The sequence below is a fragment of the Bacillus sp. T-10(2022) genome (assembly GCF_056502895.1).
In genome coordinates this window covers 3687195-3711309 of record NZ_CP113518.1, presented here as the reverse complement: position 1 = coordinate 3711309, position 24115 = coordinate 3687195, and the positions used below count along the sequence as shown (strand labels likewise).

At 42.0% G+C, this 24115-nt stretch carries 29 protein-coding genes; 20 read left to right on the top strand and 9 right to left on the bottom strand.

Annotated features, from left to right (window positions below; all coding sequences use genetic code 11):
• Positions 1 to 23: 23 nt before the first annotated feature.
• Positions 24 to 1514: a glucose-6-phosphate dehydrogenase gene (gene zwf, locus OSJ91_RS18095; RefSeq protein WP_350299422.1), complete on the bottom strand. Its 1491-nt coding sequence runs from the start codon at positions 1512 to 1514 to the stop codon at positions 24 to 26.
• Positions 1515 to 1745: 231 nt separating this feature from the next.
• Here zwf and rnz point away from each other — a divergent pair, with 231 nt between their 5' ends.
• The 5 genes from rnz (at position 1746) to OSJ91_RS18070 (ending at position 6602) form a co-directional block, all read left to right on the top strand.
• On the top strand, positions 1746 to 2687 hold the full coding sequence (rnz, locus tag OSJ91_RS18090; protein WP_350299421.1) for a ribonuclease Z: 942 nt from the start codon (positions 1746 to 1748) through the stop codon (positions 2685 to 2687).
• Between the two features lie 63 nt (positions 2688 to 2750).
• The gene (locus tag OSJ91_RS18085) at positions 2751 to 3566 is read left to right on the top strand and encodes a squalene/phytoene synthase family protein (RefSeq protein WP_485890181.1); all 816 of its coding nucleotides are present in this window, start codon (positions 2751 to 2753) and stop codon (positions 3564 to 3566) included.
• A gap of 207 nt (positions 3567 to 3773) precedes the next feature.
• Positions 3774 to 4769 carry an ABC transporter substrate-binding protein gene (locus OSJ91_RS18080; protein ID WP_101222497.1) on the top strand — a complete coding sequence of 332 codons (996 nt, stop codon included), beginning with the start codon at positions 3774 to 3776 and terminating at the stop codon, positions 4767 to 4769.
• Positions 4770 to 4801: 32 nt separating this feature from the next.
• Positions 4802 to 5833 (top strand): ABC transporter permease, encoded by a 1032-nt coding sequence (locus OSJ91_RS18075; RefSeq protein ID WP_485890180.1) that lies wholly within the window; start codon positions 4802 to 4804, stop codon positions 5831 to 5833.
• Positions 5808 to 6602, top strand: coding sequence for an ABC transporter ATP-binding protein (locus tag OSJ91_RS18070; RefSeq protein ID WP_239858464.1), 795 nt, complete (start codon positions 5808 to 5810; stop codon positions 6600 to 6602). Before OSJ91_RS18075 ends, OSJ91_RS18070 begins: the two co-directional genes overlap by 26 nt.
• 153 nt (positions 6603 to 6755) lie before the next feature.
• Here the strand turns inward: OSJ91_RS18070 and OSJ91_RS18065 are convergent, their stop codons facing one another.
• A complete protein-coding gene (locus tag OSJ91_RS18065) occupies positions 6756 to 7307 on the bottom strand; it encodes a MerR family transcriptional regulator (RefSeq protein WP_485890179.1) in 552 nt (183 codons plus the stop codon).
• A 283-nt stretch (positions 7308 to 7590) separates the two neighbouring features.
• Here OSJ91_RS18065 and OSJ91_RS18060 point away from each other — a divergent pair, with 283 nt between their 5' ends.
• Entirely contained in the window at positions 7591 to 8022 is a 432-nt protein-coding gene (locus OSJ91_RS18060; protein ID WP_485890178.1) for a VOC family protein, read from the top strand.
• A 75-nt stretch (positions 8023 to 8097) separates the two neighbouring features.
• Here OSJ91_RS18060 and proC read toward each other — a convergent pair whose 3' ends face one another.
• Positions 8098 to 8943 (bottom strand): pyrroline-5-carboxylate reductase, encoded by an 846-nt coding sequence (gene proC / locus OSJ91_RS18055; protein ID WP_133347699.1) that lies wholly within the window; start codon positions 8941 to 8943, stop codon positions 8098 to 8100.
• 513 nt (positions 8944 to 9456) lie between these two features.
• Between proC and OSJ91_RS18050 the strand changes: the two genes are divergently transcribed.
• From OSJ91_RS18050 to OSJ91_RS18040, 3 genes are all read left to right on the top strand, one after another.
• Positions 9457 to 10425 (top strand): MBL fold metallo-hydrolase, encoded by a 969-nt coding sequence (locus OSJ91_RS18050; RefSeq protein WP_485890177.1) that lies wholly within the window; start codon positions 9457 to 9459, stop codon positions 10423 to 10425.
• A 23-nt stretch (positions 10426 to 10448) separates the two neighbouring features.
• Positions 10449 to 11240, top strand: coding sequence for an SDR family NAD(P)-dependent oxidoreductase (locus tag OSJ91_RS18045; protein WP_485890176.1), 792 nt, complete (start codon positions 10449 to 10451; stop codon positions 11238 to 11240).
• A 148-nt stretch (positions 11241 to 11388) separates the two neighbouring features.
• Positions 11389 to 11916 (top strand): DUF3221 domain-containing protein, encoded by a 528-nt coding sequence (locus OSJ91_RS18040; RefSeq protein WP_485890175.1) that lies wholly within the window; start codon positions 11389 to 11391, stop codon positions 11914 to 11916.
• A gap of 51 nt (positions 11917 to 11967) precedes the next feature.
• On the opposite strand, the gene OSJ91_RS18035 is transcribed toward OSJ91_RS18040, so the two are convergent.
• Complete coding sequence (locus OSJ91_RS18035) at positions 11968 to 12627, bottom strand: C40 family peptidase (protein WP_350299413.1); 660 nt, start codon at positions 12625 to 12627, stop codon at positions 11968 to 11970.
• 416 nt (positions 12628 to 13043) lie between these two features.
• Here OSJ91_RS18035 and OSJ91_RS18030 point away from each other — a divergent pair, with 416 nt between their 5' ends.
• The 3 genes from OSJ91_RS18030 to OSJ91_RS18020 all read left to right on the top strand — a co-directional run bounded on the left by OSJ91_RS18030 (position 13044) and on the right by OSJ91_RS18020 (position 15199).
• A complete protein-coding gene (locus OSJ91_RS18030) occupies positions 13044 to 14300 on the top strand; it encodes a Y-family DNA polymerase (protein ID WP_350299412.1) in 1257 nt (418 codons plus the stop codon).
• A gap of 26 nt (positions 14301 to 14326) precedes the next feature.
• Positions 14327 to 14659, top strand: a complete 333-nt coding sequence (locus tag OSJ91_RS18025; RefSeq protein WP_101222486.1) for a YolD-like family protein — start codon at positions 14327 to 14329, stop codon at positions 14657 to 14659.
• 216 nt (positions 14660 to 14875) lie between these two features.
• Positions 14876 to 15199: an iron-sulfur cluster biosynthesis family protein gene (locus tag OSJ91_RS18020; RefSeq protein WP_350299411.1), complete on the top strand. Its 324-nt coding sequence runs from the start codon at positions 14876 to 14878 to the stop codon at positions 15197 to 15199.
• A gap of 42 nt (positions 15200 to 15241) precedes the next feature.
• On the opposite strand, the gene OSJ91_RS18015 is transcribed toward OSJ91_RS18020, so the two are convergent.
• The gene (locus OSJ91_RS18015) at positions 15242 to 16141 is read right to left on the bottom strand and encodes an alpha/beta hydrolase (RefSeq protein ID WP_350299410.1); all 900 of its coding nucleotides are present in this window, start codon (positions 16139 to 16141) and stop codon (positions 15242 to 15244) included.
• Positions 16142 to 16271: 130 nt separating this feature from the next.
• Between OSJ91_RS18015 and OSJ91_RS18010 the strand changes: the two genes are divergently transcribed.
• Both OSJ91_RS18010 and OSJ91_RS18005 read left to right on the top strand, forming a co-directional pair.
• Positions 16272 to 16532 (top strand): YqkE family protein, encoded by a 261-nt coding sequence (locus OSJ91_RS18010; RefSeq protein WP_413018792.1) that lies wholly within the window; start codon positions 16272 to 16274, stop codon positions 16530 to 16532.
• A gap of 163 nt (positions 16533 to 16695) precedes the next feature.
• Complete coding sequence (locus OSJ91_RS18005) at positions 16696 to 17133, top strand: MarR family winged helix-turn-helix transcriptional regulator (RefSeq protein WP_350302908.1); 438 nt, start codon at positions 16696 to 16698, stop codon at positions 17131 to 17133.
• 44 nt (positions 17134 to 17177) lie between these two features.
• Here OSJ91_RS18005 and OSJ91_RS18000 read toward each other — a convergent pair whose 3' ends face one another.
• The 3 genes from OSJ91_RS18000 to mciZ form a co-directional block, all read right to left on the bottom strand.
• Positions 17178 to 17603, bottom strand: a complete 426-nt coding sequence (locus tag OSJ91_RS18000) for an Ohr family peroxiredoxin (RefSeq protein WP_098373678.1) — start codon at positions 17601 to 17603, stop codon at positions 17178 to 17180.
• Positions 17604 to 17865: 262 nt separating this feature from the next.
• Positions 17866 to 18774: an aldo/keto reductase gene (locus OSJ91_RS17995; RefSeq protein ID WP_485890174.1), complete on the bottom strand. Its 909-nt coding sequence runs from the start codon at positions 18772 to 18774 to the stop codon at positions 17866 to 17868.
• 56 nt (positions 18775 to 18830) lie between these two features.
• Entirely contained in the window at positions 18831 to 18992 is a 162-nt protein-coding gene (gene mciZ, locus OSJ91_RS17990) for a Z-ring formation inhibitor MciZ (protein ID WP_207439406.1), read from the bottom strand.
• Between the two features lie 75 nt (positions 18993 to 19067).
• Here mciZ and OSJ91_RS17985 point away from each other — a divergent pair, with 75 nt between their 5' ends.
• Together OSJ91_RS17985 and OSJ91_RS17980 are read left to right on the top strand one after the other, a co-directional pair.
• Positions 19068 to 19619, top strand: a complete 552-nt coding sequence (locus OSJ91_RS17985) for an NUDIX hydrolase (protein WP_230176979.1) — start codon at positions 19068 to 19070, stop codon at positions 19617 to 19619.
• Complete coding sequence (locus OSJ91_RS17980) at positions 19620 to 20801, top strand: endonuclease Q family protein (RefSeq protein ID WP_485890173.1); 1182 nt, start codon at positions 19620 to 19622, stop codon at positions 20799 to 20801. It begins immediately after the preceding gene.
• 38 nt (positions 20802 to 20839) lie between these two features.
• Here the strand turns inward: OSJ91_RS17980 and OSJ91_RS17975 are convergent, their stop codons facing one another.
• The gene (locus OSJ91_RS17975) at positions 20840 to 21403 is read right to left on the bottom strand and encodes a GNAT family N-acetyltransferase (protein WP_485890172.1); all 564 of its coding nucleotides are present in this window, start codon (positions 21401 to 21403) and stop codon (positions 20840 to 20842) included.
• A 139-nt stretch (positions 21404 to 21542) separates the two neighbouring features.
• Between OSJ91_RS17975 and spoIIM the strand changes: the two genes are divergently transcribed.
• From spoIIM to xerD, 4 genes are all read left to right on the top strand, one after another.
• Complete coding sequence (gene spoIIM, locus OSJ91_RS17970) at positions 21543 to 22190, top strand: stage II sporulation protein M (protein ID WP_485890171.1); 648 nt, start codon at positions 21543 to 21545, stop codon at positions 22188 to 22190.
• A gap of 119 nt (positions 22191 to 22309) precedes the next feature.
• Complete coding sequence (fur, locus tag OSJ91_RS17965; RefSeq protein ID WP_101223459.1) at positions 22310 to 22768, top strand: ferric iron uptake transcriptional regulator; 459 nt, start codon at positions 22310 to 22312, stop codon at positions 22766 to 22768.
• A 152-nt stretch (positions 22769 to 22920) separates the two neighbouring features.
• Positions 22921 to 23148, top strand: coding sequence for a YqzK family protein (locus tag OSJ91_RS17960; RefSeq protein ID WP_101223458.1), 228 nt, complete (start codon positions 22921 to 22923; stop codon positions 23146 to 23148).
• Positions 23149 to 23153: 5 nt separating this feature from the next.
• The gene (xerD, locus tag OSJ91_RS17955) at positions 23154 to 24047 is read left to right on the top strand and encodes a site-specific tyrosine recombinase XerD (protein ID WP_485890170.1); all 894 of its coding nucleotides are present in this window, start codon (positions 23154 to 23156) and stop codon (positions 24045 to 24047) included.
• Positions 24048 to 24115 lie beyond the last annotated feature (68 nt).

Genomic DNA, 24115 nt, shown 5'->3' with positions numbered 1-24115 from the left:
TCCCTTCTTCATTTCAATCATTATTATTTTTCGTTTTTCTTGACTTGCCACCAAATATGTCCATCTTCTTCTAGGAGTTCATCGGATGCAAGTGGACCTGTGGATCCAGCTTCATAGTTAGGGAAAGACTCGTCTTTATTGTTTTCCCATGCATTGGAAATGGTATCGACGAACTTCCATGAGAGGGCAACCTCGTCCCAGTGCGTAAAGTTTGTAGCATCCCCGCGCATGCTGTCAAACAATAGCTTTTCATATGCCTCGGGAGAATTGATGTGTTCGATCCCTTTGTTCGAGACGGTCAGCTTCATTGGCTTTGTATTGGATGTCGTCCCGGATTTCTTCACATTTAGGTACAATGTGATACCTTCGTCAGGCTGGATATTGATAACGAGAAGATTCGGGTTCAGTGTTTCTTCCGTTTTATAATACAGGTTCATTGGGATATCTTTGAATTGAACAACGATATTCGTTGATTTGACATCCATTCTCTTACCGGTGCGGATATAAAAAGGAACACCGGCCCATCGGAAGTTATCAATCATCAATTTACCCGCAACATAGGTCTCTGTGTTGGATTCCGGATTTACGTTATGTTCATTGCGGTAGGCCGGAAGTGTTTGACCGTCTATCGTTCCTTCACCATACTGGCCACGGACGAAGTATTGATTGACTTCGTCCACTTTCATTGGTCGAAGTGAACGCAATGCCCGCACTTTTTCGCTTCGAATCTCTTCTGTCGTCAAAGCGATCGGGGGTTCCATGGCAAGCAAGGCCACCATTTGCAGCAGATGGTTTTGGACCATATCCCTTAGGGCACCGCTGGTTTCATAATAACGCCCGCGTTCTTCAACGCCAAGTGTTTCGCTTGAAGTAACCTGAATGTTGGATATATATCTGTTATTCCAAAGCGGCTCGAATAGGGCATTGGAAAAACGGATGACCTCAATATTTTGTACCATTTCCTTACCTAAATAATGATCGATACGGTAGATTTCATCTTCAGCGAATGCAGTTCGAATCTGCTCATTCAATTTTTGTGCTGTTTCGAAACTGTGTCCAAATGGCTTTTCTATGACCAGACGCTTATATCCATCCGTGTCACTCAGGCCTTGTGCTTTAATCTGTTCGGCAATCGTTCCGAAAAACTCAGGCGCCATCGCCAAATAGAAGATCCGGTTTCCTTCTAATTGATATTGTCCGTTTAATTGTTCGGCAATGTCTTTTAACTGCAGGTATGATTCCGAGCTGGAAACGTCGTGGGAGTGATAATGGAAATGGGAAATGAATTCGTCGACCTTCTCTTCCGCATGTCCGAACGTAAGTATCGAGTCCTTGACACTTGTTTGAAACTCCTCGTTCGTCAATGGTCTCCTTGCCACTCCAACAACGGCGAACTTATTGATTTTCTCTTTTTGAAATAGTCGATATATGGAAGGGAACAATTTTCTTTTCGCTAAATCTCCGGTAGCACCAAAAATCATGATCAATGCTGTGGGTTTATTGTTTTCTGTCATGTTTAAAACCTCAACTTTCCGTTAAATCTGTCTATAAAGTTGGAATTCCCGTATGTGTACCAATTTCTAATTTTACGTTTAGCTTTCCCTCAAAGCAATCAATTTGCGCATTTTTTCTCTATATTTCATTAAAAGTTTAATTTGGTTTCGGTTTTAATGGGTCATAAATGAAAGAGCACCTTGGTTATGCTATAGTTAAGTCATAAAGTATTTGCAACGGAGGTAGTATGAGTGGATTTCGTTTTATTGGGTACAGGCGCTGGCGTTCCGGCTAAAGCGCGTAATGTGACATCAATCGCCCTTCAATTATTGGAAGAACGTGGGACGGTTTGGTTATTCGATTGTGGGGAAGCAACACAGCATCAAATATTAAAAACGGCGGTCAAACCGCGAAAGGTTGAAAAGATCTTCATCACCCATTTACATGGTGACCACATCTTCGGACTACCTGGATTTTTAAGCAGCAGATCTTTTCAGGGCGGAGTGGATAAATTGACCGTATATGGTCCACAAGGCATAGATGCATTTATTATGACGAGCTTACAGGTGAGTGGAACTCATTTAAAATATCCCTTGGAAATCATCGAAATAGAAGAAGGCGAAGTGTTTGAGGACGAACAATTCACAGTGACGGCAATGTCGCTTGATCATGGCATTTACAGCATCGGTTACCGGATTGTGGAAAAAGATCGTCCGGGAAGCTTACTGGTCGACCGGCTGCGGTCTGAAGGTGTGAAGCCGGGGCCTCTTTTTAAAGCATTGAAAAATGGACAAACGGTCTGTCTCGATGATGGCCGTGTCTTAAATGGGAAGGACTATATCAGTGCTCCGCAAAAAGGCCGGATCATCACGATTCTTGGTGATACAAGAATGTGCAGCAATGCGCTCATTCTTGCTGAATCGGCGGATTACCTTGTTCATGAAGCTACATTTTCAGCGGAAGAAGCGGAAATGGCATCAGCCTATTATCATTCGACCACCGTTCAGGCTGCCGAAACGGCTTTGAAAGCGGGAGCTAAGCATCTAATCCTTACGCATATCAGCTCACGGTATACTCCGGAGGATGCTGAGAGGCTAAAAGAGGAAAGCAAAGCGATCTTTGCAAACACGATTATGGGTGAAGATCTTATGGCCATTAAAATTCCTTTGTATTCAGAGGAATCGGGCAGCTGAAATCAAAACCAATGTTTGATATAATTAATCAATTGTTCATTGGATATTTAAAGGAGTGTAAATATGACTGACAAAAGTGCCCTACATACTAAAGCAATGGATTTTCTCCTAAAAACAAGCCGGACTTTTTTCATTCCGATCAGCTATCTTCCAAAGGGATTACAAGAGGCCATTGGAGCTGCATACCTTTGCATGCGCGCCATCGATGAGATCGAGGACCACCCAGGTCTTCCAGCAGATAGTAAGGTTTCCCTGTTGCAGGCTCTTAGTGAGCTTGATGCGGATTTCAGGGAAGAAGATCTTCAATCGTTATTTGAACCATATAAGGATGATCTGCCCGAGGTGACCCTGTTTCTTTCGGACTGGATTGAATTTTGTCCTCCCGGTGCAAAATCCAAAGTCTTGGAGTCGACAAAGGAAATGGCCGAAGGCATGGCAAAATGGGTTACTAAGGACTGGCAAATCCATAATGAAGAGGAACTCGATGATTACACATATTATGTTGCAGGTTTAGTGGGGGTCATGCTGTCCGATATGTGGAACTGGTACGATGGAACCAAAACCGACCGTGAACTTGCCATCGCATTTGGCCGTGGACTCCAAACGGTCAATATCCTGCGTAACCGCGAGGAAGATGCAGAACGTGGTGTGAACTTTTATCCGGATGGCTGGGGTTTCGACGAGATGCTTGCCCATACCGAGCGTAATCTTGCTTTGGCCGATGCGTACATAGAAGAGATTGAAACGAAGGAAATCATCCAATTCTGTAAAATACCCTTGGAATTGGCAAAAGCCACATTGAAAGCGCTAAAAGAAGGAAAAGAAAAAATTGATCGTGCTACAGTTACCGAAATTGTCAGCCAGGTCGTCGAACACTGATTTTTCAAAAAGCTGCTGTGAAAGTTACCATACCTTTCACAGCAGCTTTTTTCATGTTTTATATTTAGAACTCAAAAAATTCTAAAAAGTTAAAAAATATATTGGAATAATTGGGACTAAACGATTATAATTTAGGACATAAAAGCGAAAAAAGCTGGAGTCGTTAGAAAAACATTATTTTAAATAAGGAAAAAGCGGGGGGAAAATATGAAAAAGAAATTATATTCAACTGCAGCCATGACATTGGTCGCAGGTTTATTATTGGCTGGGTGTGGAAATGACAAGGAAAAAGATACGGCAAAGGATGAAAGCGGAAAGGATACCTTCAACATTGGGGTAACGCAAATCGTTCAGCATGATTCCCTGGATCAAGCATATGAAGGATTCCAGGCGGCACTGAAGGACAGTGACATCAATGCCAAATATGATCTTCAAATTGCACAGGGTGACCAAAACAACAGTCAGACGATTGCCAATAACTTCGTTGGGGATAAAGTGGATCTGATATTTGCGAATTCTACTCCTAGTGCTCTAAGTGCTTTAAATGCGACCAAGGATATCCCGATCGTCTTTACATCGGTTACCGATCCTGTAGCGGGGGAGCTTGTTACTTCTTTGGAAAAACCAGGCGGAAATGTGACGGGTACGACGGACTCCCATCCTGAAGCGATTGCAAAGTCAATGAAATTCCTAGCGGAAGAGCTTGGGGCGAAGACAATTGGAACTGTCTATAACACGGGGGAGCAAAATTCAGTCGTCCAAATAAAAAATGTGAAGGCGGAAGCGAAAAAAGCTGGATTGAAAGTCGTGGAAGCATCCGTCTCGACTTCAGCGGATGTTAAACAGGCAACGGAATCATTAATCGGAAAAGCGGATGCTTTCTATATCATTACTGATAATACAGTTGTCTCGGCACTGGAATCGGTCATTTCCGTGGCAAATGATCAAGATATCCCATTGTTTGTCGGCGAGCTTGATTCCGTGAATGCTGGCGGTTTTGCAGCATATGGCTTCAGTTACTATGATATTGGTTATGAAGCGGGGCAGAAAGCGGTTGAAATCCTCAAGGATGGTAAAAAACCAGGAGATATCCCGGTTCAATATCCACAAAAACTGAAATTGGTCATCAATGAAAAAGCAGCAAAAGATATGGGTGTTGAAATAAAAGAAGAATGGAAAGCAGATGCTGAGTTTGTAAAATAAACTCTGCTTTTGTTCGGGGAAGGAAGAAAAAAATGTTCTCAGCCTTATTCAACTCTTTTGAGTCGGGAATGATTTATGCAATCATGGCACTTGGTGTCTATTTAACATTCAGGATTCTCGACTTCCCGGATATGACTGTGGAAGGCAGTTTTGTGACAGGGGCCTCTGTTGCCGCGATTATGATCGTTAACGGTTACTCGCCGATCGTTTCCACGTTGAGTGCCATGGTGGCAGGGTTCATCGCTGGGACGATAACGGGGTTCCTGCATACGAAAGGGAAAATCAATCCTCTCTTGGCAGGTATCTTAATGATGATTGCGCTTTACTCGATCAATTTGCGGATCATGGGTGCATCCAACATTCCGTTGCTTTCCCAAACAACCATTATCACGAATATCCAGGATGCCTGGGCTGGCACCGGGCTGGACAATTTTTTGAATGGTCTTTTATCATTCGTGGGTCTCGGTGACAGTCTGCCAAAAACGTGGGCCATATTAATCGTTATGCTGATTGTGGCTGTAGTCATCCAGGCGGGAATGTCAGCGTTTTTAAAAACGGAAATTGGTCTTGCCTTACGGGCGACTGGTGATAATGAAGCGATGGTCAAGAGTTTTTCCGCCCATACCGGCAACATGAAGATCCTTGGACTTGCAATCGGAAATGCACTTGTGGCTTTTTCGGGCTCCTTGGTTGCCCAATATAACGGTTTTAGCGATATAGGCATGGGGATTGGAATCATTGTTATCGGATTGGCATCCGTCATAATCGGTGAGGCTCTATTTGGTGCAAAAACAATTGCACGTGCTACGCTGGCGGTCATTGGAGGGGCGATCATTTACCGAATCGTCGTAACCTTGGCACTTCGCGTTGAATTCCTTGAAACAGGAGATGTTAAATTAATTACGGCACTTATTGTGGTCGGGGCACTTGTCATTCCAAAAATTTCCGATAAACAAAAGGAAAAAACCCGGAAGAAAAGGCGGCTTAAAGAAATACAGATGCGTCATGATGGCACTTTACCGAAAGGGAGGGAAGAATATGCTTCGGTTAAATCAGATTTATAAAGTGTTCAATGAGGGAACACCAGATGAAAAGCTAGCCCTTGGAAATCTGGAACTGCAGATGACAAAAGGTGAATTTGTAACAGTCATCGGAAGTAATGGAGCAGGTAAATCGACTTTGATGAATATGATTTCCGGTAAGATTCTCCCTGATGCCGGTGAAGTCATCATTGATGGTGAAAACGTATCGGCCATTGAAGAACATGCCCGTGCAAAAATGATTGGCCGCGTTTTTCAGGATCCCATGCTGGGTACGGCACCGCATATGACGATTGAAGAAAATATGGCAATTGCCTATGGCAGAACCAATAGAAGAGGTTTAGGTTTTGGGGTGACAAAAAAACGGAAAGAACTTTTTAAAGAATGTTTGGGCACCCTACATTTGGGCTTGGAAAACCGGATGACTGCAAAAGTGGGATTATTGTCAGGAGGGGAGCGTCAGGCACTATCATTGCTGATGGCGACCTTCACCGATCCTAAAATCCTGCTTCTTGATGAACATACAGCAGCACTTGATCCTTCACGGGCAGAGCTCGTTACAAACCTGACGAAGGAAATCGTCGAAAAGAACCAGTTAACGACGTTGATGGTGACTCATAATATGCAGCAGGCAATCGATCTTGGAAATTCCTTGATTATGATGGATAAGGGACAAATCATTTTTGAAGCCAGAGGCGCTGAAAAGCAGAAGCTAACCGTCGAAAAACTGCTTAACGAATTCCAGCGCATCAAAGGCGAAAAAATGCTCAATGACCGTGCAGTATTGATTTAAGATGATGAAAAGGCCCGACCCAGGTAGATTAATCTTGGGTCAGGGCCTTTTTATTTTGGGGTAATTAATAAGGTCAGGTCCTATTACTGAAGAAATGTTTTGCTTAAGAAAAATGGCTATCGTGGGTGCTCATGAGCATCTTGAAAATCGATGTCAATCGCTGTCGGCTGTGCTCCATGATGAACTATCGTTCTTTCTGTTTCCAAAAATCATTTTTATGAATGGCCTTTTCTTCGTCTTTTTAGTGGCAGCAGCTTCTTCAGCCGCGAGGAAATAATCAAAGTTTTGACCCATTGGTTTTTCTAACGCTTCGATACGGGCTTCGAGCTTCTTAACGAGTTTGTGCATTTCTTCCATTTCACTTCTGTGCTGTAAAAGCTGGTAGGATACAACATCGTCCGCTTTTGTTTTCAGTCCATTTTCAAGCCGGATGATGCGTTCTAGCAGTTGATCATTTTCTTTATTCGGTTCGGAGTGTTTCTGGATGGTTGCTTTTCTAAGCTTCTTCTCTGAGATGCTGACCTTTTGGAGAATGATGCCCTCGTTCAGCTGATCTTGGATTTTTCTCAATAATGCAATGTCTTCATCCGAAAACTGGTAGTGGCCAAGCTGATTCCGTTCTACTTCCATGTTCAATTGGGTGACCCAGCGTTGAATCGTACTATGGGAAACATTCAGTAACCGGGCAACTGCACTTGTATTCATCGAGATTCCCCCTTTTGGTTGTTGAATTCGATAAGTATGAGGAAATTCCTTTACAGTTGACAAAACATGTATTCATTCGGCAAAGAAAGTGGAATTCCTACGTAATTTGCATGAGGGGCTATCCAAGGTGGAATTCCCCGTGGACTGCTTTTTGCAAATGGTAGCGTTGTTAGGAACTTTTAGAAGCATTTGTGATGGCGTGGCTGATGGTAATCAAGCTAAAAAGGGAAAAGTGATGCAGATGTCGAATTTATCTTTAAAACATGGAAAAAGGAGGACTAGTATGAACAGGATCAACATTATAACTTTAGGTGTCAGGGATATTGCTGAATCATTAAGGTTTTACCGGGACGGGTTGGGATTTCATACAACGGTTAAAGAGGACGAACCCGCAATCGTTTTTTTTAATAATGCCGGAACGAAACTTGCTTTGTATCCTTTAGAGGAGCTAGCAAAAGACATCAATGAGAAAGAACCGCCTAAGAAAAATGGTTTCCCGGGTCTTACGCTTGCTTATAATGCTAAATCAATTGAAGAAGTGGATGATATGATCAACAAAGCTGAAAAGGCAGGGGGAACAATCGAGAAATCACCTCAGGATGTTTTTTGGGGAGGGTACAGCGGATATTTTTCAGACCCCGATGGTTACTATTGGGAGGTTGCCTATTCGAAGGATTGGAGTTTTGATGAAAATGATATGCTGATTATAAAGTAACGGACACTTCGGAAGGACTACCCCTTAGAAAAAAAAGGGCTGTTGCCTGGCAACAGCCGATCATCATCGTGCACCTTACTGCGAAACTACATATTTGGCTAGTTCTTTACTTATTTGATTGCCCATTCGCTTCGATTGCTCAGTCGCTTCTTGTACACAGGCAATGAATGCTTCTTCCACTTGATGAGCCTGAAGTGCTTTCAGACCTGCTTCTGTCGTTCCGCCTGGTGAAGTTACTTCCTTTCTTAGTACAGCAGGCGTTTTAGGTGATTTCTGTAACATATCGGCTGCACCCATCAGTGTCTGGAGAATCAATTGCTTAGCGGTTTCGGAATCGAGACCTATTTTTTCTGCTGATTTTTCCAATGCCTCGACCAAGTAATAAATATAAGCCGGACCGCTGCCTGATAAGCCTGTTACCGCATCTAGCTGGGTTTCGTCGACAACTGCCACTGTACCTACCGTTTCAAAAAGGGTAATCGCCGTTTGTAATTGTGCTTCTTTCGTATGACAGTTAGCCGCAAGGGCCGTTGCTGATTTTCCTACAGCTGCCGATGTATTAGGCATTGCACGGACGATCGAGAACCGCTTGTTGGCGATACCTTCCAAGCTTGTTGTATGAACCCCGGCAACAACGGAAATGAACAGCATTTCTTCACGAATATATTCTTTTATTGATTGCATCGTTTCTAAAATATCTTTCGGTTTCACCGCCAGTACGACAAGGTTTGCATCCTGTACTAATAGCTGCAGCGATCTTGTGGCAGTTACACCATATTGGTTCTTTAAATAATCGAACCGATCATCATTTGATTTATTTGTTACAAAAATATTTGCTGGCTCAATTACCTGTTGGGTCACCAGCCCCGAAATGATTGCTTCTGCCATCGATCCAGCTCCGATAAACGCGATTTTTTTCATAGTTCCCGCTCCTTTTTCTTTTGAAGTTTTCGGCCTGTATTTGAAAAACAAAAAGACCCCTCATCCAATAAAGGACGAAAGGTCTAGCTTCCGTGGTACCACCTTTGTTCAACTTTCCCATAATAAATAAACAGAAAAGCTGCACTTGAATCCTCTAACGCGGGAATTACGTCAGGTTTTCCTGAAGGCTCATAAGGTAGGTTCAATAATGAGGGGGCGATGAAGCCTTTCAGCACATTCCGAGCTTCACTCTCTTTACGCCATCAATAATTTACTTGGCCTTAATCAAAGCCATGCCGTCTTTAATTACTTGTGATTATGAAGGATATATTGGCACTCTGTCAATGATAATATATGCATGGACGATAAAAAATAGACATGAATTATGTGAAAATAATGACAGTAATTAAAAATACATGTAAAATGGTAATTATACATGATAAGTATACTAAGAATCCTGTTTAGTGTATAAAAAGATTTATATAAATATAATTTTCTAAGGTGGAAAAGATTATGGCGAATTGGAATGGAAATATTGCAAAAATTTCTTTGCCCACGCCGTTTGCAGTGGGTGATGTGAATGTTTATGTAGTTAAAGGGGATGCTTTAACGCTAATCGATACTGGAGTGAAAACAAAACGATCAAAGGAAGCCCTGACTAATGGGCTTGGGGATTTGGGTCTGAAACTGACTGATATCGAACAAATCATTTTAACCCATCATCATCCTGATCATGCTGGTGCACTCGATTTCTTTGAAAAAGAGATCCCGGTTTATGGACACAAAAACAATCAGCGCTGGCTGACTATCAGTGATGAATTCCTTGAAACCCATAATCGTTTTTTCCTTGATTATGCCACTAAGTTCGGAGTGGCAGAAGAGCTGAAAAATAAACTGATCCATAACCGTGACGAAATCAGTTTCCTTAGTGAACGGAAGCTGCATGGATATTTGGCTGAGGGAGATGAGCTCCCTGGTCTTCCAGGCTGGAAAGTGATCGAGACTCCAGGGCATGCGCAAAGCCATTTATCCTTTTACCGGGAAAGTGACGGGGTCATGATCGTTGGCGATCATTTGCTTGCCAAGATTTCACCTAATCCATTAATGGAACCTCCTTTACTTCCCGGAGGCATGAGGCCTCGTCCGTTACTGCAGTATAATGCATCACTTCAAAAATTATTGGATTTTTCCATATCCACCGTTTACTCCGGACATGGATCTGAAGTGGATGGAGATGCGGTTGCCGACTTGATTCACTATAGATTTGAGCGGCAGCATAACCGTGCCATGCAGGTGAAAAGCATGCTTCAAGATAAGCCTTTATCGGTCTTTGAAGTATGTCAGCAGCTGTTTCCGAAAGTATACCTTCAGGAAGTGGGCCTGACACTTTCGGAAACGGTCGGTCAGCTGGACTATTTAGAAGACTTGGGTGAAGTCGAAACAGAAATCCAATCTGGGGTCATTCTGTATTCAATCGCTTAATGTTCGCAAGGAGGCTCACTTTTTTGAATAAGTTGCAAGGCAAAGTTATTGTTATTACCGGAGCTTCCGGAGGGATTGGCAAGGAAGTTGCCATTCAAAGTGCAAAGCAGGAGGGCCGTCTCGTCCTCTTGGCCAGAAGCATGGATAAATTACTACAGCTAAGGAATGAACTGATCTCCCAATATGGGATTGATGTATATGCCTATAAGCTTGATGTGGCAGACACTGATCAGGTGACAAATGTTTTTAATGACATCCATGCGCAAATAGGTGAAGTGGATGTGTTGGTCAACAATGCCGGTTTCGGCACGTTTAAAGAAGCGCAGGATACGGAATTAAATGAAACGAAAGCAATGTTTGCTGTCAACGTCATTGGATTGATGGCCTGCACAAAGCTGGTTCTTCCGTATATGAAGCAGAGAAAATCGGGACATATCATCAATATCGCTTCACAGGCCGGTAAAATCGCCACTCCTAAATCAACATTGTACTCTTCGACCAAGTTCGCGGTTCTTGGCTATTCAAACGCACTTCGGCTCGAGCTGATGGAAGATCATGTTTTTGTGACCACCGTCAATCCTGGCCCCATAGAAACGAATTTCTTTAACATTGCGGATGAATCAGGTACATACTTAAAGAATGTTGAAAAATTCATGCTTAAGCCTGAAGATGTCGCTGCTAAAATCGTAGCGGCGATGCTGACCAATAAGAGGGAAATCAATCTCCCTGGCTGGATGAATTTAGCTGGGAAATGGTATAACATGTTTCCAAAGATCACTGAAACATTAGGAAAAAAAGCATTTTTTAAAAAGTAAGCTAGACTTTCGCTGCCGGACAAGGCGAAAGATGGTCTAAAGGGGAATGTCGATGACATTCCCCCTTTTTTGAAAAATAACGAAGTTTTCATATGAATTGGTAACTATTTCATGGGGAATCCGTCTATTTCTAGTAGGAGGGATTTGTATGAAGAGGATTGTAAACCTTTATATATCCATTTTCGTTGCCTTTATTCTGGGTAGCTGTCAATCCCCTGATTGGAACATGGATGAAGCCATCGATAAGGGGGAAGAAGGTTTCATTACGGATCTTGACGATAAAAGGATTTTGATTAAAGAGACGTATTATAAGGTGACCAATGATACATCCATTCAAGATCAACATGGTAATGCCCTCGATTATTCCGACCTGGAAATCGGGATGAAAGTGAAACCATGGCACCGTGGCGGGGTGAGGAAATCATTTCCTGGGAAAGCGGAAGCGGAACTGATTCTGGTTTTGACGGATGAAAAAAGCTTGGCCGAACAAAGGGCGGTCACTGCTGCCCTCGATCATGTCAGCAAAGCGGAAAGTCAGCGATTCATGGTTCTCGAAGTCGTCCATTTACCCTCAGAGCATGTTTATAATATCGAAATGATGAACCGTTCCAACTTGGACTCTTCATTCATGGTGACAGTAGAGGATGTAACGGATGAAATATTATATATAAAATAAAACAACCGGACTGAATCACTTTGAATTCTTTCCGGTTGTTTGTCCTGGATTTTATAAAGTTTTCGCACCTAAATATTTTGGTTTCCAATAAGAATTATCCATATCCGTGATGGTTATTCCTTTAGAAGACGTAGCACTGATGAATTGACCATTTCCGATATAGATACCAACATGGGATACTCCTGTTCTTCCAGAAGAAGTATCAAAGAATACAAGGTCACCCTTAGCTGGTGAAGATACTTTTAAACCTGTATTGGAATAAAGCAAGGATGTTGTACGCGGTAAGGTGATTCCTTGTGATTTCTGGAATACGTAATAGACGAAGCCTGAGCAGTCAAATCCAGTTGGTGTTGTCCCGCCCCATTTGTAGGGCTTGCCTATTAAGGTTTTTGCATAGCTGATCAAGCTTGTATTATTGACATTATAAACACCAAGCGCATTAAATGTGCCACGGCCGGCAATACCATCGGCAGTTAACCCTTTGGCTTTTTGGAATTTTTTCACTGCTGATACAGAATAGGTGCCGTAATATGTAGTCAGTGAACCTGAATATGTGAAATAACCTTTGGTTTTTAAAAGTTGTTGTAGTTGTTTGACATCGCTATGTGTCATTCCGGGTCTGAGGGTTTGGTCTCCAATATTTGCAAAGGCTTGCAGTGGGGTTAGCATCATGGCAGATGCAACAGCAGCTGAAGCGATCCATTTCTTCATAATTTTCATTTCCTCTCTATCTATCTCTCTAGTATTGTTAACAATATTATCCTACAATACCATTATGACAATTAGACATAATTTTGGTTACATTTACATTACAAAAAATGAGTAATAAGACTTAAGTTTAAATAGACGAAAGTCTGTTGAAAAGGGTAAAAAAATTAAAAAAACTAAGCATAAGGATCCATTAAAAATTATTCAAGCTACTAAATGATTCTTTTTAAAAAAACTATTTGGATATGCAGTTTAAATTTGTCATTTTACCCATTTTTAGTATCTATTATATTTTTCGAGGAAATTACAATAAAAAGTAGAAATTTGTATGAAAACTTCCATTGAATAAGAACGTATATTCGGTTAAAGTTATGAATATAATAAAAGCGAACGTATATTCTTGTTAGGGTGAAGAAACGATGGATTATGGGACGATGCCGAAACAATCAATTATGTGTATCGATATGAAAAGTTTTTATGCAAGTTGTTCAGCGGTCATGCTTGGTCTGGACCCGCTTGATTGTTATCTGGCGGTGGTTGGTGATTTGAAGAGGACAGGGAGCATTGTGCTTGCGGCTTCTCCAAAGATGAAGAAGGAATTTGGCATCAAGACAGGTTCGCGGATGTTTGAGATCCCGAATGATCCAAGGATTGTGGTCGTTGAACCTAAAATGGCGACCTATTTAAGGGTCTCGACGGAAATAACCCGCTTGTTCAACCGTTATGTGCCCAAAGAAGCGATTCACGTATATAGTGTGGACGAAAGTTTTGTGAAAGTCGATGGTGCCGCTTCTTTATGGGGAGATGCCCGGATGATAGCTGAAAAGATAAAAGATGAAATCGAACGGGAATTACAGCTCCCCTGTGCCATTGGAATTGGACCGAACATGCTTATGGCAAAACTTTGCCTTGATTTGGAAGCCAAACATAAAGGGATTGCAGAATGGAAGTATGAGGATGTGCCAAGCAAACTTTGGCCGATTTCACCGCTTCGTGAAATGTGGGGGATCGGCAGGCGCGTAGAAAAAACCCTTCATGGAATGGGGATATTTACGGTTGGGCAGCTTGCCAATTATGATCTTGAATTACTTGAAGCAAAGTTTGGAATTATGGGCAATCAGCTTTACCACCATGCGTGGGGAATAGATTTATCTGATATGGGGGCAGCGATCATCGAAGGGCAGGTCAGCTTCGGCAAAAGTCAAATCCTGCTGCGGGATTATAAGGAGGAGCATGAGGTAAAGCAGGTCATGCTGGAAATTTGCGAAGAAGTTGGAAGAAGGGCACGCACCCATCGCAAGGCAGGAAGGACGGTGAGCCTCAGCATTGGTTACAGCAAGGATGAGTTCGGCGGAGGTTTCCATCGTTCGCGTTCGATTAGCGAACCGACCAACATTACGATGGAGTTATATAAAGTTTGCCTGGAGCTTTTTCATGAGAACTATAAGCAAAAAACGGTTCGGAGCATAGAGGTCAGGCTCTCGAATATTGTGGATGACAACGAAATGCAGCTAACTTTATTTGATGCTTCGCGCTGGAAGAAGCGGGAATTGAGTTACACGGTTGATCGAATCCGCCATAAATATGGAGCCAAATCGTTATTGCGTGCCGTTTCGTATACAGAAGCGGGTACAGCCGTTTACCGAAGCAAGCTGCTTGGTGGGCATAAGGCGTAAGGTTGGCTTTGAAGGGAGGGAAAAGAATGATACGTGATCGCGGCCGTATCAAATGGACATCGATGATGTTGCCGGAGCATGTGAAGATGCTTCGGGATTGGGTGGTGGAGGATGGCTATGAAACGAAGCGCATCCTGGATGAGCAGCAACTGGAAGAAATGAATGCGGTAATGGGGGAAGCGATGGAGGAAAGAAAGGATGTCACGATTGCTCATTATGAAGGAAACCGGTATCAGCTGTTAATCGGCAGGATCCATTATTATAATGAGCTGACCCAAAAGCTTCATATCGTCGATCGGTTTCAGCAGGCTCACTATATCAGGCTTTCCGATATAGCGGATGTAAGAATAATGGAATGATGAGCGGAAGGGCTGTTCCCAAGGGACAGCCTTTCAAAACGGCATCGTGATGAAAGGGATCACGGGAGCGTAAGAGAATCGGCATTTGTTAGCACGGTCAATGAAGAAAGTGACTTTCGTGTCGGCTGAAGCTTGCAAAGGAAGGCAGTTTCTTTAACAGAAGCGTTTTTATCGTTTATAATGGGGGAAAGGAAAGACATCGGGAGGCGTGCAATCATGTATATTGAATGGACGGAAACAGCGGCTGAGAAAATGGCCGATAAGGTACAGGGACAAGAAGGATATTTACAGTTGAAATATGATACTGATGGCTGTGGCTGCGTGGTAAGCGGTGTGACCGCGCTATGGTGGGTCAACGAACCTGAAGAAGGTACCGAAAAAGTGGAAACAAACGGGATTCCGCTATATGTGGAGAAATCAAAAATGATTTTTCTTGATGAAGTCATGAAAATAGACTTTGTTCCGGAAGCGAACAGCTTTCAATTAAAAAGTCCGAATCAAATCTTGAATCCGAGGATGAGCTTTTTTAATAAAATCTGATTAAAAGCAAAGAGGGGATCTTGGATACCCTCTTTTTTCTTCTCAAACAAGTTTTAGAAACTGATCGATTTGATCTTCATATTCTTTTGGATTTTCATTATAAGATTGAGCGTGGGCCCCTTTTTTAGCGATGTAAAGCTGCTTTGGGCCCTCTTTTGCTGCATATAATTCCGCTGTCATGGAAGCGGGAATGAAACTGTCATTTTCACTATGGATGAAGAGTACCGGGTTTCGGATATTTTTTATATAATCGATTGGGGACACTTCATTGGTCCAATATCCGTCACGGAGTTTGATGAACGTACGCCCAAGCGGAAACACGGTCCAGGAAGGAAATGGGACTTCATGCTTGAGCTGGTGTTTGATTTGATCCTCGAAATTTGAAAATGGACAGTCGGCAATGTAAAAATCAGCACCATCTTCAAGCATTCCGGCATATAAAAGCAGGGTTACGGCCCCCATGGATTCACCATGAATGCCAATATGAAGGTCGGGACCTTTACGTCTTTTCAATTCATCGATTACGGCCTTCAGGTCGAATTTTTCATAATGTCCGTAACTGCTCGTCTTGCCACCGGAATCCCCATGCCGGCGGTGGTCATAAATGATCGCATTGAAGCCCCGCTTAAGAAAAATATTCATGTACTTAATCGAATTGACTTTGTTTTCCGTCACACCATGAGAAATGATCACCCACTTATTGGTGTCATGCGGTTCGATAAACAAGCATTTCAAGGAATATCCGGATGGTGACGATACCCAAATTTCCGTTTTAGGCAGATTATCAAAATCCTCCGTGATCAGGCGTTTAGCCATGATTTCACGATTCTGGATAAAATCATCTTCCTTCTTTTTCATGTACATGATCCGATTGGAAAAATAAATGCCGACGCCGATGATATACGATAGGATTCCGGCGAGTGTAAACCACCATTTTTTCATGAAAGGTCCTCCTCGATTGATTTTCTTTATTTTACCATGTGGGAAATGGGAAAACACTGTTTGAAAACCATCACGAGGAAAACGGCAGTCGTGATATAATAATTTCATAAATGGCCAGGAGGTTTTAAGGATGAAAAAGAAACAGCCGCGACATCAAAATCAAAGCAAAAACCAAGATAAAGATTCATCTTCATTGAAACTTGGTGATATGATCAATCAAGATATCATGTCCCAGCTTCGTCAAAAGCAAAAGGAACTTAATGAGGCTGAACAAGAAAAAAGGGCAGCGGAAGAAGAAAAGAAACGCGAAGAAAGAAAGCGGCGGGAGAAGAATAAATCATTTGAAGAACTATTGGGTGAAAGCAATCTGAACTGGAAGAACTATAAATGAAGGACAGGGAGCAGTTTAAGTTTTAAGTGGGCTGGCTCCCTTTTTCTGTTCAGGAAAACCATTCCTTGATGATACTTCTTTATTTTATAAAGTATAACGATTATATTAAAGATAAGTTCGATATGATTTCATATCGGATGGACTACTATTAGCTGGTGATATGATGCAAAGTAAAATAGAAAAAGTGCTGGAAGACCAATTATGTTTCCTGCTTTATGCAAGTTCAAGGGAAATGACGAAGAAATATAAACCGCTGCTTGATAAACTCGAAGTGACATATCCTCAATATCTGGTCCTTCTTCTATTATGGGAACAGGATACACTTACAGTAAAAAAACTAGGGGAGCTCCTTGCCCTCGACTCAGGAACGCTTACCCCCATGTTGAAACGAATGGAGCAGAATGGCTTGATTGTCCGTGAACGTTCGACTGAAGATGAACGGTCTGTCATGATTAAGTTGACGGAAAAGGGACTTGGTTTACAGGAAGAGGCCTGCTTCATTCCCGATCGCATTTCGGCTATGTCGGGTGATGATAAGAAGGTGGTTGAGGATTTAAAAGTTTCCCTGATCCAACTACTGAAAACTTTACAGCAATTTTAGCAAAGAAAAACGCTTGGGGTTCCCCAAGCGTCTTTTTGTCGGATTTAATCTACATCTATTTCAAAGGCGACGTCCACATTGCCGTTGATTGCTTTTGAATAAGGACACATTTGATGTGCTTTATGAACAAGGGTTTTGAATGTCTCCTTATCGACCCCGGATCCCTTCACAGCCAAAGTTACAGCCAAGCTGTACTGATGCATCTCACCCATCAATAGGCTGACGCTTGCGGTGACTTTGGAATCGAAGGAAACGCGCTCAATTTTACCAACTGATTGCAAAGCACTATCAAAACATGCAGCATATCCAGCTGCAAAAAGCTGTTCCGGATTAGATGCTTCAGGCATCTGTTTAGCCCTTGGTGTTCCAGGCATCGCAATATCAACCGTGAAGTTGCCGTCAGCAGAAATAGCCGTTCCTTCTCTTCCGCCATCAACTGTTACAGACGTTGTAAATAATGTTTTTGTCATCATTTTTTCTCCCTTACCTTCTTATTTTAATTGTGCACAATTGAATTGTATAACACTTATTTTATATTGTCCAATGAAAAATTTCAATTGGTATGAAATAAAATTGGTTTGGAAAGGGATTAAAATGATGGGAAACTTGAAGGCGGTACAGAAGCAGTATGGCGAAAAAAACGTTGGAACGGAAAAAGGCTGCCTATCCCGTTGGTTAAACGGAAATAGTGCAGCTAATTTATTTGAAACATTTAGTTTAGTTCTATTCTTTTTAATCCCGGTGACTTTCATATTTGTTCGCTTTGGTCAACTGCTTTAAGATATCCAACTCGGTTTTGGACAGTGAAGGACTGTTAGCGGCCTGGCAGTTCTCACGAAGCTGCTGTACTGAGCTTGCTCCTGGAATAACGGTAGCGACGCTTGGATGGGACAATACATATTGAAGTGCCGTTTCATTCAAATTCCTATCGGAAAGTTTGTCCTTTATTTGCGGAAGCAAATTTTTAAGTTCGTGATAGCCATAGTCAAGGTATCCATCCTCATTTGCCTTTTCAAGCATTTTTTCACTGAGCAGCCCTTTGGCAAGCGGGCCACGGGCGATAATGCTGATCTGTTTGTTGGCCAAAAGGGACATCCACTCTTCTGGGCGGCGGTCGAGTAGATTAAACTGCATCATCACGGAATCAAGCTCAGACTTTTCAGTGAATTCCTTGATTACATTCGGACGAATCGAGGAAATTCCATAATATCGGATATAGCCTTCTTTTTTCAAATCTTCAAATGCTTCTACCGTTTCTTCGATATTGTCTGAAATGGTGCCGCCATGTAACTGATAAAGATCAATATAATCAGTCCCCAATCGCTTTAAGCTATCTTTTACTGCCGTTTTAATATGAGCGCGAGATGGATCCCAGCTCCAGGAATCTTTATTTTCATTCCAGCGGTTTCCGACCTTGGTGGCTATGTATACCTTATCGCGGACCGATTTTAAATTCTTTCCGACGATTTCTTCATTCATGCCGAAATCATATAAGTCAGCAGTATCAAAATAATTGATTCCTTCATCTAAAGCGGCCTGTATGATTTCGGATGCCTGATTTTCAACAGTCCCCAATGACATGCACCCGAGCCCGATTTCAGAAACTAGCAAGTCTGAATTTCCTAGTCTGCGTTTTTTCATGTTATCCACTCCCTTTACATTCATTGTAAAGGAGAAATCCATTTCACTCAAAGAATTCACTTGATCCGTTTTAAAGGAGTGGACGGCACCTGATCGTGTATGTCGGCTATCCAATCATTGATATAGACATATTGATTTTGCAATTGTTTTAGTTTTTGAAGGATTTCCCAACTCTTTCCGGATAAAGTAACGCTTTTTTCCAGTACGTAAACTTTCATTAAATCGCCCTCCATCTCTATTATGGTAAAATGTATGAGGAATCATGCTGCAATTAGAACAGAGGAGTGGTCAGGATGAAAAAATTTGAAGAAAAAACGCTGTCTTCGGAAAAAATCTTCACAGGAAAGGTAATCAGCCTGCAAGTGGATGATGTAGAGCTTCCTGATGGGAAAACGGGTAAACGTGAAATAATCAAGCATCCGGGAGCGGTTGCCATCATAGCTCTCACGGCAGAAAATAAAATCATCATGGTTGAACAGTACCGTAAAGCGCTGGAGAGAAGCTTGGTGGAAATTCCTGCAGGAAAGCTGGAAAAAGGCGAAGAACCGGTTCTGTCGGCTAAACGGGAGCTGGAAGAGGAGACAGGTTATGAATGTGAAAAAATGGAGCACATCATATCCTTCTATACGTCCCCAGGTTTCGCCGATGAATTGGTCCACCTATATGTGGCCCACAATTTGAAAAAGAAAGAAAATGCGGCCCCGCTGGATGAAGATGAATTCGTCGAGATGATTGAACTCACGCTGGAGGAAGCTCAAACTTATATGGATGAAGGGAAGATCAAAGATGCCAAAACGGCATATGCAGTTCAGTATCTGCAGTTGAAAAAGGCGATGAAATCGTAAATGAAAGAGTTTTACGCTGACCTTCATATCCATATAGGCAGAACGAGAAGCGGAAGGGCCGTGAAAATAACAGGAGCTAAAACGTTAACCTTCAGTAATGTGCTGCAAGTGGCAAGTGAAAGGAAGGGCCTTGATCTAATTGGGATAATCGATTGCCATTCTCCTGAAATTATCGAAGAAATTGAAGCGGGGATGCTGGACGGTGAAATCACGGAAAAGATTGAAGGCGGACTTCAATACAAGAATACAACCATCATTCCAGGCTCGGAGATTGAAATTTATGATCAGAATTGTAGTGGACCGATCCATGTCCTCGCTTATTTTCCCACTATAAAAGCGATGAAGGAATTCTCATCATGGATGAGCGGACATGTTAAAAATATCACCTTGAGCTCCCAAAGGATTTATTGTGATGGAAGAACGCTGCAAAGGATCGTGAAATCACTGGGCGGCCTGTTTATCCCGGCACATGTTTTCACCCCATTTAAAAGCTTATATGGAAAAGGGGTGCGATCCAGTCTGACTGAAGTATTCGATCCGAAGCTAATTGATGCCATCGAACTTGGTTTAAGTTCTGATACAGAAATGGTCAAGGATATAGAGGAGTTGGACTCCTATGTATTCGTAACAAATTCCGATGCGCATTCGCTTGGGAAAATCGCTCGTGAATATCAAAAAGTCCTGCTCAAAGAACCAAGTTTCAATGAGCTGGCAAAAGCCCTTAAAGAAAAAGGGACTCGTAAGGTGACCGTTAATTATGGATTGAACCCCTTATTGGGAAAGTATCATCAAACCGTATGTTCAGGGTGTTTACATCAGGTATTGAGGGATAGTGAACAATGTCCAGAATGCGGTAATAAATCCATTATAAAAGGGGTATCGTCCAGGATTGAAGAGCTCTCCAATTCCGGGATGGACGGAAGAAATGGTAGGGAAAGGCCGCCGTATATCCATCAAGTACCACTTGATTTCATCCCGGGACTCGGTCCTAAATCCATGGAGAAACTGCTGGTGGCATTTGGAACAGAGATGAATATCCTACATGAAGTTACGCTTGAACAGCTCAAGGAAATCGTTCCTGAAAAATTGGCGGGCTACATCGATTCTGCCAGAAAAGGGACGCTATCTTTTGAAGTGGGGGGCGGAGGAAAGTACGGAAAGGTCAAAAAGGAATTAACCTGAAAAAAAACCCTGACAGATGGAGATCTGTCAGGGTTTTTTTAGTTTGTTGTTTTTGCATAAATGGAGGTGTCCCGCGCTTCCTTGCCATCTGCACTAAGGCAGTCATTACGCAAAATTCCTTCAAGGGTATACCCCAGCTTTTCGGGAATCCGTTTGCTGGCGATATTATTAGGATCACAGCGGATCTCGACCCGCTTTGCGCCATAATGGTAAAAGGCGAATTTGGTTAACTTTTCTACCGCCTCCGTTATGTAGCCTTGTTTACTGTATCTCGTATCAATCCAATAGCCAATTTCGAATTTAGGGATATCCCAGTTAATTCGGTGCAGACCGGTGGAGCCGATGAATTGATCGTCTTCTTTCCTATAAACATGGAGTCTGATATCCTCTTTTAAAATGAAATCCGAAAAGGACTTAAGGACATTCTGTTCAGTAGTTTCCAAAGAAACATCTTGATGGGCAAACGGCAGCCATTGTTTCAATTCAGGTTTGGAATGGACAATGGCCTCGTGAACGTCCAGGCCATCGCCAGGCTGACAGGGCCTTAGATATAATCGTGGGGTTTCAATTTTTTCAGGAAAATCCATTAATATAGCTTTCATATCCTGCCTCCATATCGTTAATATGGAAAATTATAACATGTATTGAGCTCAAGGTGTTCGGTTAATGGAGAAAGTTTTCTTAGCATAAATGAGAGAGTGAAAACATAGATTCTAGTAAGCGGAGTTGGGAGGATGAAAGATGAAAAAAAAATCTGTCGTACAAAATGCCGTAATGAAACATATTAACGAACATTCCTCATTATATGTCTTTATCACTGTGCTTTTTTTGATGGGTGTCATTTTTGGGGCAATATTGGTGAATAGTTTGAGCTTTACCCAAAAGGAAGACTTGTTCTATTATTTATCGCAGTTTTTCGGACAAGTATCCAAAGGTGAATTTGCCTCTTCGCATGATATGTTCAGCCAAAGTATTATGCATAATATAAAATATATCGGGGTCATCTGGATTCTCGGAATATCGGTCATCGGTTTGCCAGTCATCCTGGTTTTGTTATTTATAAAAGGGATGGTTGTTGGATTCACAGTCGGCTTTTTAGTCAATCAAATGGGATGGAGCGGTTTTTTATTATCGTTTGTCGCTATTTTGCCCCAAAATATATTCATCGTCCCGATATTCATCGTGATAACCGTTCTTGCCGTCTCGCTATCGATGAAAATGATCAGCCGGATTTTCCTAAAGCAGGTTCGTGAACCGCTGAAGCCGATAATTTCACGGTATATTTTCTCATTGATTTTGTCGGGATTATTTTTGATTGCAGCTGCTGCATTTGAAGCGTACCTATCCCCTTCTTTAATGAAAAATGTCGTAAGTTTATTGGGTCATTGATTGAAATTTGCCGTTCCCGCAAATTTTTTTATCATTAACAAGAAATCTATTTTGACAGTTTTCCCTCTTTTGATATAATGGATAGGATAGCGGCGCGGGAGGGAATATTAGGTATGGAAATAGAAAACAGAATTGATAGGATAAAAAAGCAGTTACACTCGTCCAGCTACAAATTAACGCCTCAGCGAGAAGCGACCGTCCGCGTTTTACTTGAGCATGAAGAGGATCATTTAAGCGCAGAAGACGTTTACCTCCTTGTCAAAGAAAAGTCGCCGGAAATTGGATTGGCAACAGTTTACCGTACGCTAGAGTTGCTGACTGAATTGAAGATAGTAGATAAAATTAACTTTGGAGACGGGGTTTCCCGTTATGATTTAAGACAAGAAGGAGCTGCGCATTTCCATCATCATCTTGTTTGTGTGGAATGTGGTGCGGTAGATGAGATTCAGGAAGACCTACTTGAAGACGTAGAAGACATTGTGGAACGCGACTGGAACTTCAAGATAAAAGACCATAGATTAACCTTTCATGGCATTTGTCATCGATGTCATGACAAAGAAGAAAATAAAGGTGAATGAAGTCGGACCTTTTCCATTTATTGGAGAAGGTTTTCTGCATTTTTAAAAGCCTATTTTCTCAGTTTTTGTTTTTTCTCCATTCCGAAACACGTATAAAACTTGTCCTGTTGGGCATAGATTGATACAAAGGATCGAATGGGAGGGGAAAGATGATGAAAACATCATTATCGCTTGTTTTGCATACGGCTAAAGTGATGATTCTCTTTGTTAGCTTCACTGTTCTTTTTTATATAGGAATGGTATGGTTAAATCAGGAATATCAAGATTATCATCGTTATGATGAACCGAAAGGCATGGCTGTAAAAGTATCGAAGGCAGTTGATACGGGTGATGATGCATGGCTTGAACGCTTAATGTTGTTTTATTTAAACGGGGAGTAATGAATATGGAGAATCAAATTAGGGATTTCATTCATTTTTTAACCATTGAAAAAGGGCTTGCCAAGAATACGCTCGTTTCCTATGAGCGTGACTTAAGATCATATTGGAGCTTTCTGAAAGAGGCTGAAGCCATCGAAGATTGGAATGATTCACGGCGGGTCAACATCCTGCATTTTCTCGTGCATTTGAAGGATCAAGGGAAATCATCGAAGACGGTGGCGCGTCATATAGCCTCCATTCGGTCTTTTCATCAATTTCTTCTAAGGGAAAAAGTAACCGATCAGGATCCGTCCATACATATAGAAACGCCAAAACCGGAAAGAAGTCTTCCAAAGGTATTAAGCATGGAAGAGGTTGAAGCACTATTGGAAGCCCCAAAGAAAATGGATGAATTCGGTTTACGCGATAAGGCAATGCTAGAACTGATGTATGCGACGGGTATGCGTGTCAGTGAGTTGATAACCATGGATGTAAGTGATGTCCATGCATCGATGGGCTTTGTCCGTTGTGTAGGGAAAGGAAATAAAGAGAGGATCATTCCGATTGGCCAAACTGCATTGGGTGCGATTGAGCATTATATGGAAAGTTCCCGGGGGAAAATGGCCAGCCCCAAGCACAGGACAGATTCACTTTTTCTGAATCATCATGGAAACAGGCTGACAAGGCAGGGATTTTGGAAGATTCTAAAAAAACTTGTAAAATCGGCACAAATTGAAAAAGAAATTACACCGCATACGCTAAGACATTCTTTCGCGACACATCTATTGATGAACGGGGCTGATTTACGTGCCGTCCAAGAAATGCTTGGTCATGCGGATATTTCGACAACTCAAATTTATACACATATTACGAACGTACGGATCAAGGATGTATATTCAAAATTCCATCCGCGAGCTTAAAAGAATAGTAGAATGATAGAAAGGTTGTGAATTTAACTGCGAAGCGGTTGAAGGAGCAGCCTTTTTAT

Excerpts from the sequence above, each read along its gene's own strand:
- mciZ (WP_207439406.1), bottom strand. The coding sequence starts at position 18,992 with ATGAAAGTTTACGTACTGGAAAAAAGCGTTACTTTATCCGGAAAGAGT.
- OSJ91_RS18015 (WP_350299410.1), bottom strand. The coding sequence starts at position 16,141 with ATGAAAAAATGGTGGTTTACACTCGCCGGAATCCTATCGTATATCATC.
- OSJ91_RS18025 (WP_101222486.1), top strand. The coding sequence starts at position 14,327 with ATGATACGTGATCGCGGCCGTATCAAATGGACATCGATGATGTTGCCG.
- spoIIM (WP_485890171.1), top strand. The coding sequence starts at position 21,543 with ATGAAAAAAAAATCTGTCGTACAAAATGCCGTAATGAAACATATTAAC.
- OSJ91_RS18005 (WP_350302908.1), top strand. The coding sequence starts at position 16,696 with ATGCAAAGTAAAATAGAAAAAGTGCTGGAAGACCAATTATGTTTCCTG.
- OSJ91_RS18000 (WP_098373678.1), bottom strand. The coding sequence starts at position 17,603 with ATGACAAAAACATTATTTACAACGTCTGTAACAGTTGATGGCGGAAGA.
- xerD (WP_485890170.1), top strand. The coding sequence starts at position 23,154 with ATGGAGAATCAAATTAGGGATTTCATTCATTTTTTAACCATTGAAAAA.
- OSJ91_RS18080 (WP_101222497.1), top strand. The coding sequence starts at position 3,774 with ATGAAAAAGAAATTATATTCAACTGCAGCCATGACATTGGTCGCAGGT.
- OSJ91_RS18075 (WP_485890180.1), top strand. The coding sequence starts at position 4,802 with ATGTTCTCAGCCTTATTCAACTCTTTTGAGTCGGGAATGATTTATGCA.
- OSJ91_RS18040 (WP_485890175.1), top strand. The coding sequence starts at position 11,389 with ATGAAGAGGATTGTAAACCTTTATATATCCATTTTCGTTGCCTTTATT.
- OSJ91_RS18065 (WP_485890179.1), bottom strand. The coding sequence starts at position 7,307 with ATGAATACAAGTGCAGTTGCCCGGTTACTGAATGTTTCCCATAGTACG.
- OSJ91_RS18010 (WP_413018792.1), top strand. The coding sequence starts at position 16,272 with ATGAAAAAGAAACAGCCGCGACATCAAAATCAAAGCAAAAACCAAGAT.
- zwf (WP_350299422.1), bottom strand. The coding sequence starts at position 1,514 with ATGACAGAAAACAATAAACCCACAGCATTGATCATGATTTTTGGTGCT.
- OSJ91_RS17960 (WP_101223458.1), top strand. The coding sequence starts at position 22,921 with ATGAAAACATCATTATCGCTTGTTTTGCATACGGCTAAAGTGATGATT.
- OSJ91_RS18060 (WP_485890178.1), top strand. The coding sequence starts at position 7,591 with ATGAACAGGATCAACATTATAACTTTAGGTGTCAGGGATATTGCTGAA.
- OSJ91_RS18070 (WP_239858464.1), top strand. The coding sequence starts at position 5,808 with ATGCTTCGGTTAAATCAGATTTATAAAGTGTTCAATGAGGGAACACCA.
- OSJ91_RS17985 (WP_230176979.1), top strand. The coding sequence starts at position 19,068 with ATGAAAAAATTTGAAGAAAAAACGCTGTCTTCGGAAAAAATCTTCACA.
- OSJ91_RS18020 (WP_350299411.1), top strand. The coding sequence starts at position 14,876 with ATGTATATTGAATGGACGGAAACAGCGGCTGAGAAAATGGCCGATAAG.
- OSJ91_RS18030 (WP_350299412.1), top strand. The coding sequence starts at position 13,044 with ATGGATTATGGGACGATGCCGAAACAATCAATTATGTGTATCGATATG.
- OSJ91_RS18050 (WP_485890177.1), top strand. The coding sequence starts at position 9,457 with ATGGCGAATTGGAATGGAAATATTGCAAAAATTTCTTTGCCCACGCCG.
- OSJ91_RS17975 (WP_485890172.1), bottom strand. The coding sequence starts at position 21,403 with ATGAAAGCTATATTAATGGATTTTCCTGAAAAAATTGAAACCCCACGA.
- OSJ91_RS18085 (WP_485890181.1), top strand. The coding sequence starts at position 2,751 with ATGACTGACAAAAGTGCCCTACATACTAAAGCAATGGATTTTCTCCTA.
- OSJ91_RS17980 (WP_485890173.1), top strand. The coding sequence starts at position 19,620 with ATGAAAGAGTTTTACGCTGACCTTCATATCCATATAGGCAGAACGAGA.
- OSJ91_RS18035 (WP_350299413.1), bottom strand. The coding sequence starts at position 12,627 with ATGAAGAAATGGATCGCTTCAGCTGCTGTTGCATCTGCCATGATGCTA.
- OSJ91_RS17995 (WP_485890174.1), bottom strand. The coding sequence starts at position 18,774 with ATGAAAAAACGCAGACTAGGAAATTCAGACTTGCTAGTTTCTGAAATC.
- proC (WP_133347699.1), bottom strand. The coding sequence starts at position 8,943 with ATGAAAAAAATCGCGTTTATCGGAGCTGGATCGATGGCAGAAGCAATC.